Annotated in this window: 11 protein-coding genes; 10 read left to right on the top strand and 1 reads right to left on the bottom strand. The window is 68.4% G+C overall.

Annotated features, from left to right (window positions below):
* The 10 genes from HGB10_11280 to HGB10_11235 form a co-directional block, all read left to right on the top strand.
* Positions 1–1,784: V-type H(+)-translocating pyrophosphatase (locus HGB10_11280; protein ID NTU72383.1), on the top strand; the 1,784-nt coding region annotated here is incomplete at its 5' end.
* Between the two features lie 218 nt (positions 1,785–2,002).
* The gene (folK, locus tag HGB10_11275; GenBank protein NTU72382.1) at positions 2,003–2,803 is read left to right on the top strand and encodes a 2-amino-4-hydroxy-6-hydroxymethyldihydropteridine diphosphokinase; all 801 of its coding nucleotides are present in this window, start codon (positions 2,003–2,005) and stop codon (positions 2,801–2,803) included.
* A 122-nt stretch (positions 2,804–2,925) separates the two neighbouring features.
* A complete protein-coding gene (gene panB, locus HGB10_11270) occupies positions 2,926–3,840 on the top strand; it encodes a 3-methyl-2-oxobutanoate hydroxymethyltransferase (protein ID NTU72381.1) in 915 nt (304 codons plus the stop codon).
* Positions 3,840–4,694 (top strand): pantoate--beta-alanine ligase, encoded by an 855-nt coding sequence (locus tag HGB10_11265; protein NTU72380.1) that lies wholly within the window; start codon positions 3,840–3,842, stop codon positions 4,692–4,694. Before panB ends, HGB10_11265 begins: the two co-directional genes overlap by 1 nt.
* Positions 4,695–4,768: 74 nt before the next feature.
* Positions 4,769–5,683: a quinolinate synthase NadA gene (gene nadA, locus HGB10_11260; GenBank protein ID NTU72379.1), complete on the top strand. Its 915-nt coding sequence runs from the start codon at positions 4,769–4,771 to the stop codon at positions 5,681–5,683.
* A 139-nt stretch (positions 5,684–5,822) separates the two neighbouring features.
* Positions 5,823–7,415, top strand: coding sequence for an L-aspartate oxidase (nadB, locus tag HGB10_11255; GenBank protein ID NTU72378.1), 1,593 nt, complete (start codon positions 5,823–5,825; stop codon positions 7,413–7,415).
* A 5-nt stretch (positions 7,416–7,420) separates the two neighbouring features.
* The gene (gene nadC / locus HGB10_11250; GenBank protein ID NTU72377.1) at positions 7,421–8,338 is read left to right on the top strand and encodes a carboxylating nicotinate-nucleotide diphosphorylase; all 918 of its coding nucleotides are present in this window, start codon (positions 7,421–7,423) and stop codon (positions 8,336–8,338) included.
* Between the two features lie 4 nt (positions 8,339–8,342).
* Positions 8,343–9,044 carry a DedA family protein gene (locus HGB10_11245; GenBank protein NTU72376.1) on the top strand — a complete coding sequence of 234 codons (702 nt, stop codon included), beginning with the start codon at positions 8,343–8,345 and terminating at the stop codon, positions 9,042–9,044.
* The gene (locus tag HGB10_11240) at positions 9,031–10,023 is read left to right on the top strand and encodes a biotin--[acetyl-CoA-carboxylase] ligase (GenBank protein ID NTU72375.1); all 993 of its coding nucleotides are present in this window, start codon (positions 9,031–9,033) and stop codon (positions 10,021–10,023) included. The genes HGB10_11245 and HGB10_11240 overlap by 14 nt, the downstream gene beginning before the upstream one ends.
* Positions 10,024–10,162: 139 nt before the next feature.
* Positions 10,163–10,684, top strand: a complete 522-nt coding sequence (locus tag HGB10_11235; protein ID NTU72374.1) for a biotin transporter BioY — start codon at positions 10,163–10,165, stop codon at positions 10,682–10,684.
* Here the strand turns inward: HGB10_11235 and HGB10_11230 are convergent.
* Positions 10,681–10,989, bottom strand: a 309-nt coding sequence (locus HGB10_11230; GenBank protein NTU72373.1) for a sensor histidine kinase, incomplete at its 5' end; no start/stop codon positions are given. The two genes, HGB10_11235 and HGB10_11230, sit on opposite strands and share 4 nt — an antisense overlap.

Below are 10,989 nucleotides of genomic sequence, written 5' to 3'. Positions count from 1 at the left end.
CGGTGACGGGCGTCATCGTCGTCGGCCTCGGCATTCTCGGCATCGCTGGCTTCTACGCGATCGCGAAGGCCGCGGATCCCGAGCACGCGTTCCACGCCCTCGTCGGCCTCGGCTTCGGCTGCTCGCTGATGAGCGTGTTCGCCCGTATCGCGGGCGGCATCTACACCAAGGCCGCCGACGTCGGCGCCGACCTGGTCGGCAAGGTCGAGGCCGGCATCCCCGAGGACGACCCCCGCAACCCCGCCGTCATCGCCGACAACGTCGGTGACAACGTCGGTGACTGCGCCGGTATGGCCGCCGACCTGTTCGAGACCTACGTGGTCACCACCGTCGCTGCGATGCTCATCGGCATCCTGGCGTTCGGTAATGGCCCGATCGTCCTGGCGTTCTCGCTGGGTATGCCGCTCGCGCTGGGCGCCGTGTCCATCGTCGCTTCCATCATCGGTACCTTCTTCGTGAAGATGAGCCCGAACGGCACCATCATGGGTGCGCTCTACAAGGGTCTGTGGGCCGCGGCCGCCATCGCTGCCGTCCTGTTCTACCCGGTCATCGTGTGGCTCACGCCTACGGTCGAGGTCTTCAAGCTGACCAAGATCGGCGAGACGCTTGTCGCGGTAGGCGCCAAGGTCGGCCCGAGCCCGCTGACGATCTGGTTCTGTGCGCTCGTCGGCATCGGCCTGACCGCTGCCATGGTCTACATCACTGACTACTACACCGGTTCGCAGTTCCGCCCGGTCACCTCGATCGCGCAGGCGTCTGTCACCGGTCACGGCACCAACGTCATCCAGGGCCTCGCGGTGGGCATGGAGGCGACCGGCTTGCCGGTCATCGTCATCGCGCTCGCGACGCTCATCAGCTTCGCGCTCGCCGGAATCTACGGCATCGCCGTTGCGGCGCTGTCCATGCTTTCGATGGCGGGCATCGTCGTCGCGATCGACGCCTTCGGTCCCGTCACGGACAACGCCGGTGGTATCGCCGAGATGTCCGGTCTGCCCGCTGATGTACGAGTCGTCACCGACGCACTCGATGCCGTGGGTAACACCACCAAGGCGGTCACCAAGGGTTACGCCATCGCCTCGGCGGCTCTTGCGGCCGTCGTGCTCTTCGCCGACTTCACGCACGCGATCACCGAGCAGACCGCCGGCAAGGCGGAGCTCGTCTTCAACCTCTCCAACCCCTACGTGCTCGTCGGTCTGTTCATCGGCGGTGCGCTGCCGTTCCTGTTCGCGTCGCTCGCGATGACCGCTGTCGGCAAGGCCGCCGGCGCCGTCGTCGAAGAGGTGCGTCGTCAGTTCCGCGAGATGCCCGGCATCATGGAGGGCACGCAGAAGCCCGACAACGCGCGCTGCGTCGACCTCGTGACCCAGGCCGCCCTGCGCGAGATGACGCTCCCCGCGCTCATCCCGACCGGCGTGCCGGTGCTCATCATTCTCATTGGCTTCATCCTCAAGGCGACCGGCTTCGCCGATGCCTTCACGTTCACCTCGCTGATGCTGGGTGGCGCGCTTGTCGGCACGATCGTCACTGGCCTGTTCGTCGCCATCTCGATGACCTCGGGTGGTGGCGCGTGGGATAACGCCAAGAAGCGCTTCGAGGACGGCTTCGTGGACAAGGACGGCGTCAAGCACGTCAAGGGCGGCGACGCTCACAAGGCGGCTGTCACCGGTGACACCGTCGGCGACCCGTACAAGGACACCGCGGGCCCTGCGCTCAACTCGATGATCAAGGTCTTCAACATCGTGGCGCTGCTGCTGGTTCCGCTGCTGGTTCTGCTCGCAAAGTAACGCGCGGCAGACCTTAGGCTGCCGCGCGTGAGCAGGTTCCAGCCGACAAGCTTCGCCTGCAGCTGAACCGGCTCCAAGCGCATCGACTCATGAGCGGTCCTCGGCCATCTTGCCGGGGGCCGCTTCATCTTCGTGCTGCATGCGACACGCATCGCGCGCTAAGGGAATACTCCACGTAGACGGGGCGATCCCGGACGCGAAGCGATGGGAGACCGACGATGACGACCGCATACATCGGAATCGGTTCGAACGAGGGCGACCGACTTGCGAATCTCGCGCTTGCGCTTGGAGCGCTCGCGGATCTGCCCGACACGCACGTGCGCGCAGCGTCGCTCGCGTACGAGACCGAACCCGCGTACCACATGGATCAGCGTGAGTTCGCCAACGCGGTAGTGGAACTCGACACCCGACTCGAGCCGGAGCAGCTGCTGAGGCACCTCAATGCCGTCGAGGATGAGATGGGTCGTGTGCGCACCATCGAGAATGGCCCGCGCGTGATCGATCTCGACATCCTCACCTTCGGGGATGAGGAGATATCGACGCCGGACCTCACGATTCCGCACCCGCACCTGCTCGAGCGTGACTTCGTCGTCACGCCGCTGCTGGCCATCGCACCGCGACTGCATCTGCCGGACGGCACACGCGTCACCCACGACGGAGCGACGATCGGGTTGATCGTTGATGAACTCGGTCCCATCCCTGACCTTGGGCGGTTCGTGAACGAGCCCGTGCTCGCGCCCGACTGGGTGCCTGTCGCCGAGTCCGCGCGCGAGAACGATGTGGTCGCAGGATGGGACGCGCACCTCATGTTCCAGCGCGAGGCGTTGGAGGAGGCGGGCATTCCGTTCGCATGGGATCCCTACGAGCCCGAGACGAGCATGGACCCGTTCGGGCTCCCGGCGCGGTTCCAACTGCTCGTGCCGGTCGCCGACGTGGCTCGCGCCAGCCGCCTGCTCGCCGAACTTGAGACCGCCGAGGTCGTGTATCCCGAGGAGTTCGCGGGCGAAGAGGCTGAGTAGGCGAGTCTCGTCCCCGTGCCCAGGGCTTGCGCGCTCCTCGCGCTATACTGTCTCTCCCGTCGGAGGCACTGCGTGGACCTCGCCCGAGGCTGCGACCGTGAACCGCAAAGGAGGCGTCACCTATGAGCGCTACCCCTCCTGTACCCTCTGTGCCGCGCGTGACCGCGCCCGCGTTTCGCGTGATGAAGGAGGCCGGACGGCCCATCGTCGTCCTCACGGCCTACGACTATCACGCCGCCCGGCTCGTCGAGGCTGCTGGCGTCGACGCGATCCTCGTCGGCGATTCGCTCGGCATGACCATGCTCGGCCACGACTCGACGCTGCCGGTCACCATGGACGACATGGTGCGAGCGACCGCTGCCGTGTCTCGCGCAGCCACGCGCGCGCTCGTCATCGCCGACATGCCGTTCATGTCCTACGCGGCCGACCATGCAGAGGGCATGCGCAACGCTGCCCGGCTCATCGCCGAAGGTGGCGCTGCTGCGGTCAAGGTCGAGAACGCCTCGGCGGCCACGCTCGACTTGGTCGCGTCCCTCGTAGACGCAGGCATCCCGGTCATGGGGCACGTCGGCCTGACGCCTCAGTCGGTCAACACGCTGGGCGGCTACCGCACCCAGGGCAAGGATATAGCGAGCGCTACGCTCGCAATCGCCGATGCGCTCGCACTCGAAGAGGCGGGCGCCTTCTCGGTCGTACTCGAGTGTGTTCCAGCCGAACTCGCCGAGCGCATCAGCGCGCTGCTTACCATCCCCACGATCGGCATCGGCGCGGGCGTTGGCTGCGACGGGCAGGTGCAGGTCTACCACGACCTGCTCGGACTGGGCGTGTTCGTGCCCAAGCATGCGAAGCGCTTCGCTGAGATCGGTGACGCGATAACGGCCGCAGTCGCGGCGTACGCCGATGACGTGCGCGACGGATCGTTCCCGCTCGAAGCCAACACGACCCACCTCGACGGCGAGGTGATCGCCGAGATCGACGCGATCATCGAGGGCGCCGAGGATGATTCGCTCGACATCGATACCGAGCTCCTGCCGTGATCGCTCGTGTCGGCTCGAAGGCCGAAGTGCGCGCGGCGGTTGCCGGCATCCGGGCGACGGGCTCGACCGTCGGTTTCGTACCCACGATGGGTGCGCTGCACGACGGGCACCTCTCACTCGTTCGTGACGCGAAGCAGCGCTGCGACACGGTGATCGTGAGCATCTTCGTCAACCCCACGCAGTTCGCGCCCGGCGAGGACTTCGAGCGGTATCCCCGTCGAATCGAAGAGGACAGCGCGCTGCTTCAGACCGCCGGTGCCGATCTCGTGTGGACGCCGTCGACAGATCAGATGTATGCGCCCGATGCGCAGGTCACCGTCGAGCCCGGTGCGCTTGCCGCCCGCTGGGAAGGTGAGGTGCGCCCGGGTCACTTCGTGGGGGTCGCGACCGTCGTCGCCAAACTGCTCAACGTCGTACAGGCGGACGTCGCCTGTTTCGGCGAGAAGGATTTCCAGCAGCTCGCCATCGTGCGGCGGCTTGCGCTCGACCTCGATATGGGCTGCGAGATCATCGGCTGCCCCATCATCCGCGACTCCAACGGCCTCGCGCTGTCGAGCCGCAACGCCTACCTCTCGGCTGAGGAGCGCGCCGCCGGGCTCTCGTTGCCGGCAGCGCTCGAAGCCGCACACGCGGCCGTCGGCCTCGGCGAGCGCGACGGGCGCCGACTCGAGGCGATCATGCGCGAGGCGGTCGCGGCACACGCGGGCGATGCGATGGCGCTCGACTACGCCGCGGTCGTCGACCCGTCCACGCTCGAGCCGCTCGAGCGGGTGGGCGAGGTCGGGCGTGCGATCATCGCCGGGCGCGTGGGCGCGACTCGTCTTCTCGACAATCGTGCGCTGACTTCTGCCTGAGAGTGCTGACGCGGGCCGCTTCGTCGCGCACAATGGGAATGAACCCTTGACCTCGGAAAAGAGGAGCTCGTAGCGTGATCGACTTCACCCACCTCTCCGCAGAGATCCGCGAACTCGCCCGTGAGCGCGGGGCGGTCATCCTCGCGCACAACTACCAGCGCGCCGAAGTTCAGGACGTCGCAGATTTCGTGGGCGACTCGCTGGGGCTCTCTCGGCAGGCCGCCGAGACCGACGCCGAACTCATCGTCTTCGCCGGCGTGCACTTCATGGCCGAGACAGCGAAGATCCTCTCGCCGAGCAAGACCGTGCTGATGCCCGAGCCGCGTGCCGGCTGCCCCATGGCCGACATGATCACCGGAGAGGCGCTCGCCGCGTGGAAGGCGGCCAACCCCGGCATCCCCGTGGTGACCTACGTGAACTCCTCGGCGGATGTGAAGGCCGAAAGCGACATCTGCGTGACCAGCGCCAACGCTGTCGCGGTCGTGCGCTCCCTGGGCGCCTCGCGCATCCTCTTCGCCCCCGACAAGAACCTCGGCAACTGGGTGGCGCGCTCTCTGCCCGAGGTCGACGTCACCGTGTGGGAGGGTTGGTGCCCTACGCACGACGACGTCACCACCGAGCAGGTCGCGGCGGCTCGCGAGGCGCATCCGGACGCGCCCATCGTCGCGCACCCCGAGTGTCGTCCCGACGTCGTCGATCTCGCCGACGCGGTGCTGTCCACCTCGCAGATGCTCGCGTATGCGGCCGAGAGCGATGCACGTGAATTCGTGATCGTTACTGAGGCCGGTCTGATCCACGCGCTCGAGAAGGCGGCACCGGGCAAGGTCTTCCACGAGCTCTCGCCACGGATGCTCTGTCCCAACATGAAGGTCACCACACTGCAGAAGGTTCGCGATTGCCTGGCGGATCTCTCAGGCGAAGTCGTCGTCGACGAGCAGGTGCGCGTGCGCGCCCTGTCCGCCGTCGAGCGGATGGTGGCCATTGGCTGAGCGCGCCACAGACCGTGGTGCGCCCCATCCCGGCAGGCTGCCGGAGGCGCTGTCGCGCCGCTATCTGCTCGGCTTCGATACCGCCGACTGCACGCAGCACGCGTGCGACGTCCTCGTCATCGGCAGCGGCATCGCCGGCATGGTCGCCGCGCTTGAAGCATCGAACGCACGCACGGTCTCCCTCATCACCAAGTCACGCCTCACCGAGACCAACACCTGGTACGCGCAGGGCGGCATCGCCGGGGCGGTGGGCGAGGCCGACAGCGTCGAGCTGCACCTCGCCGATACGCTCGTGGTGGGTCAGGGGCTGTGCGACGAGGCGGTCGTGCGTGCGGTCGTCGGTGAGGCGCCGGCAGCGCTCGCCGGACTCCAGGCGCTCGGCGTGCACTTCGATCTCGAGGAGGGCGGCGAGGTCGCACTCGCCCGCGAGGGCGGGCACTCGCTGCCGCGCGTCCTGCACTCAGGCGACGCGACCGGCGCGGAAGTTCAGAACGCGCTCACAGCCGCGGTCCGAGCCTCGGCCCGCATCGAGGTGTTCGAGCAGCGCTTCCTCGTCGACCTGCTCACGAGCGGGGAGCGGTGCGTGGGCGCTCTCGTCATCGACGCCGAGACGGGCGTGCGCGAGGTCTTCTGGGCCGATGCGGTGGTGCTTGCGACCGGCGGCGCCGGCCAGGTCTACCGCGTGACCACCAACCCGCTCATCGCCACCGGCGACGGGCTTGCTGCGGCATGGCGCGCCGGCGCTGAAGTCGCCGACCTCGAGTTCGTGCAGTTCCACCCCACAGCACTCGACCATGACGCCGCGCCGCGCTTCCTCATCACCGAGGCGCTGCGTGGCGAAGGCGCCTACCTGCTCGACTGCAACGTGCAGCGTTTCATGATCGACGTGCACCCGCTCGCCGAGCTCGCTCCGCGCGACGTCGTCAGCCGCGAGATCGAGCGCGTCATGCAGATGTGCGGTCGCCACAATGTCTGGCTCGACGCGCGCCACCTCGGCGAGGAGCACCTGCGCGCCCGCTTCCCGACCATCTGGGAGGCGTGTGCCGAGGCGGGCTACGACCTCTCGCGCGACCTGCTGCCCGTGGCGCCGGCCGCGCACTACATGGTTGGTGGCGTGCGCGTCGACGTCGACGGGCGCACGAGTGTGCCGGGGCTCTACGCCTCCGGCGAGGTCACCGCGAGCGGCCTGCACGGCGCGAACCGCCTCGCGAGCAACTCGCTGCTCGAGGGGCTCGTGTTCTCGCGGCGGATCGTGCGCGCGCTCGATGGCGACGCCGACTTCGGGGAGACCTACAACCGCATCGTGTCGGAGGAGCCAACGGCCGCTGCATCAGAGCCACCGGCACCGGCTGGCGGGGATCCCAACGTCGCAGGCCTGCTCTCGACCCTGCGCGACACGATGCAACGACTCGTGGGAATGGGCCGCACCGATGAGGGCCTTGCCGAGGCGGCCGCGGTGCTCGCCGGTCTCACGAGTGCGATCGAGACCGCCGATGCCCGGCAGCCCGACCTCGAACTCGCGAACCTCGCGACCGTGGGCGCGCTCGTTGCGCATGCGGCATGGCTTCGAATCGAGTCGCGCGGTTGCCACTCGCGCGTCGACTTCCCCGGCCGCGACGACGAGGATTGGCGAGTGCGCACGGTGTTCCGCCGCGGCCTCTCGCCACGCCGTAAACCCATCACGGGAGTGTCCTTCGCCCCCGCAGGCTCGCGCCTGCGCGAGGACAGGTGAGCGCGGTGTATCAGCTGCCCGACGTCAGAGAGATCGTCGCACTCGCGCTCGCCGAGGACCTCGGCGTCGACCCGGACCGCTTCTCGGGTCGCGTGGTCGGGTCACCCGGCCTGCTTTCGCGCGACGTGACCTCGGCAGGGGCGATCGGACTCGACGCGCGCTTCGCAGGGCGCATCGTCTGCCGGCAGGACGCGGTCATCGCCGGGCTTCCGGTCGTGGCGGCGGTCTACAACGCGTTATCGAGCGCAGCCGGGCTCTTCGACCCGGTCGAGGTGTTCCCGCTGGTCGCCGAGGGCGCGCAGGTCGCGGCCGGCACCCCGGTCGTCGAGCTCGAGGGTGTGGCGACCGCCGTGCTCGCAGGCGAGCGAACCGCTCTCGACTTCCTCATGCTGCTCTCCGGCATCGCGACTGAGACCGCGAGGTGGGTTGCCGACGCGGGCGCTAACTTGGCGATCTGCGACACGCGCAAGACCATTCCGGGCCTGCGCGCGCTCTCGAAGTACGCCGTTCGTGTCGGCGGGGGAACGAATCACCGCATCGGGCTGCACGACATGGTGCTCGTGAAGGACAATCACATCACAGCGGCCGGTGGCATCACCTCTGCTGTGAAGAAGGCACACGCCGACAACCCCGACCTGCTTATAGAGGTCGAGGCCGATACGATCGAACAGGCGCGCGAGGCCGTGAAAGCCGGAGCTCACATGGTGTTGCTCGACAACATGAACGAGGAGATGCTCGCCGAGGCGGTTGCGGTGGTTCGCGAGACCGCGGCTTCAGCGAATCGTCGCGTGCTCACCGAGGCGAGCGGGCGCATCACGCGCGATCGGATCGGTGCGTTGCGCGCGACGGGCGTTGACCGCGCGAGCACGAGCGCTATCACGCTCGGAGCCGGCGTGGTCGACTTCGGTCTGGACGAGGTGTAGCCGCATGGTCGCCTTCTTCCAGTCGCTGCTCGATTGGGCGCTCTCCGCACTCGGCTCATACGGCTACGTGATCGTGTTTCTCGCGACCGTGCTGGAGAACCTTTTCATAGTGGGCAGCTTCACGCCGGGCGACGTCATCACCGCGTCCGCTGCGTTCACCGCCACCCAACCCGCCGGCGCATCGCTGTCGGTGTGGGGGCTGTTCGCAGCGGCGACGCTGGGCACGTGGACCGGCACGACCATCAGCTACATCATCGGCAGGCGGGGCGGGGCTGCGCTCATCCAAAGCGTCGGTCCGCGCTTCGGAATCTCGCTTGAGGCTATCGAGGCCGGCGAGGAGTACTTCGAGCGCCGAGGCCCGTTCACCATCGTTTTCGCGCGCTTCATCGCCGTGATGAAGAACCTTGCACCTGCGATCGCTGGCGCCTCGAAGATGAAGGTAGCGGTGTTCCAGGCCTTCTCGCTGCTCGGCTCGGTCATGTACGCAGGCATACTCGTCGGCGTGGGCTGGTTCCTCGGCGAGAACTTCCAGCAAGGACTCAAGTACTTCGGTGCGTTCTCGTGGCTGTTGTTCGTGATCGTGTTCGTGGTGGCCGCGGTCGGCTGGTACGGGAAGCGCCGGCGCGACAAGCGCGTGCTTGCGCTTGGTGCTGCGCGTTACGAGGCCGCGCACGGCAGCCTGCAGGAGCCCGATGACGACGCGTGATGCGGTGCTTGCCGCGCTCCGCGAGGCCGCTGAGCGCGGCGTGAGCGGTGAGGTCCTGGCCCGTGCGATCGGTGTCAGCCGCGTGGCGGTAGGCAAGCACGTCTCGGCGTTGCGCGATGCCGGTTACGAGATCGTGGCCGAGCCCGGCGTGGGCTACCGGCTCATCACCGCACCTGACGCTCCGCTGCCCAGCGAGGTGTCGCGCTACGTGCGCACCCCCGAGCGGTTCACGCTCACGGGCGGGGGAGACACCGACTCGACCAACGACGATGCGCGCATGCTCGCCCGAGCCGGCGCCGACGAGTGGACGGTCGCGCTCGCGGGCAGCCAGTCGGCCGGTCGCGGCCGCATGGGGCGTACCTGGGAGTCGCCGTCGGGCGGCGCCTATCTCTCGATCGTGCTGCGCCCACAGGTCACCGCTGCCGAGGTGGCGCCGCTGTCGCTGGTGGTCGCCCTCGGCGTTGCGCATGGGCTCGATCGGGCGTTTGGGATCGACACCTCACTGAAGTGGCCCAACGACGTCTTGCTCGCAGGGCGCAAGCTCGCAGGGATACTGCTCGAGATGGCCGCCGAAGCCGACCGCGTTGAGTGGGTGGTTGCCGGTGTGGGGCTCAACGTGGCGCCCTTCGCCGATGATGCCGCGCTCGACGCCGTCGCCTGCGTCCGAGATGCCGCTCCGGACGCGCGCGTCGCCGCGGTGGCGGCGGCGGTTCTCGACGGCATCAGCGTGGCGTACGACCGGTGGCAGGCCGAGGGGTTCTCGGCGATGAGGGCCGACTACGAGGCACGGTCGTCACTGCTGGGTCGTGAGGTCACCGTGCGCGACATGACCGGCGCTGTGAAGGCGACAGGCACGGCGATGGGTGTCGACGATGAGGGTCGGCTGCTGGTCGCGACGCTTTCCGGGGTCGTTCCGATCGCCGCTGGTGAAGTCACGTTGCGCGAGCCCGGGGCCGGGATCGCCGCACCGGAGCGGTAGTTCGCGAGAGAGGGAGCGCTTGACCCTCGCTCGTGCACTCGCTACCGTTAACCAACTTTCAGTGCCGAGTTAACGGAGCGATCCCGTAGTGAGTACTTCCACCCCCGCGATCAGGTCCTCGAAGGGTCGCATCCGCAACATGACAACCGCTGCGCTCATCGCGGCGATGACGGCCGCCCTCGGGCCGCTTGCCATCCCCATCGAGCCGGTCCCCGTCACGTTCCAGACGTTCTGCGTCGCACTAGCCGCGCTGCTGCTCCCACCGGGCTGGGCCGCTGGATCGATGGCGCTTTACGTCGCGCTCGGGGCGGCGGGGCTGCCGGTGTTCTCGAAGGGCGCAGCCGGAGTCGGCGTGCTTCTCGGCCCCACCGGAGGCTATCTGATCGGCTTCGTGATCGGCGCGGGCGTGGGATCGCTCACGCGGTTGGGTCTGCGCCGGGCGGGGTCCTCGCGGGTGGTCGCTGACATCGGCGCCGGCATCATGCTGCTTGTAGTGGTCTACGGGATCGGTACCGCGTGGCTCGCGTACGCCGCGCACCTCCCGCTTGCGGCGGCGGCAGCAGCCGGAGTGGCCCCGTTCGTCATCGGAGACGCGGTCAAGATCGCGGTGGCGATCGCCATCGCGGAATCCGTGCGATCGGCGGTGCTCGGCGCCGACTAATCCTCGACGGCCGCGGAGGTCGTCTGAGCGCCGGCGAGCACCGGGAGCGACACCGTCATGCGCGCGCCTCCCTCGGGGAGGTTCGCGGCCTCGATCCGCCCACCGTGCGCGATGACGATCGCGCGGACGATCGCGAGCCCCAGACCGGCGCCCCCGCTCGTGCGCGTGCGGCTCGTGTCGGCTCGGTAGACGCGGTCGAAAAGCCGGGGCAGGTCGGCCTCGGGGATTCCGGGGCCGTCGTCGAGCACCGAGAGGATCGCGCGGTCGCCGTCAGTCGAGAGCTCCACCCGCACGTGGCCGCCGGT

The sequence above is a fragment of the Coriobacteriia bacterium genome (assembly GCA_013334745.1).
Taxonomy (GTDB): Bacteria; Actinomycetota; Coriobacteriia; order Anaerosomatales; family JAAXUF01; genus JAAXWY01.
Note: the sequence above shows the minus strand (reverse complement) of the source record. Positions and strands in the feature narration are given on the sequence as shown.

What these genes read in the sequence shown, in the direction of transcription:
- HGB10_11245 (NTU72376.1), top strand. Translation starts at nt 8,343, where the DNA reads ATGGTCGCCTTCTTCCAGTCGCTGCTCGATTGGGCGCTCTCCGCACTC.
- HGB10_11235 (NTU72374.1), top strand. Translation starts at nt 10,163, where the DNA reads ATGACAACCGCTGCGCTCATCGCGGCGATGACGGCCGCCCTCGGGCCG.
- panB (NTU72381.1), top strand. Translation starts at nt 2,926, where the DNA reads ATGAGCGCTACCCCTCCTGTACCCTCTGTGCCGCGCGTGACCGCGCCC.
- HGB10_11240 (NTU72375.1), top strand. Translation starts at nt 9,031, where the DNA reads ATGACGACGCGTGATGCGGTGCTTGCCGCGCTCCGCGAGGCCGCTGAG.
- folK (NTU72382.1), top strand. Translation starts at nt 2,003, where the DNA reads ATGACGACCGCATACATCGGAATCGGTTCGAACGAGGGCGACCGACTT.
- nadB (NTU72378.1), top strand. Translation starts at nt 5,823, where the DNA reads ATGGTCGCCGCGCTTGAAGCATCGAACGCACGCACGGTCTCCCTCATC.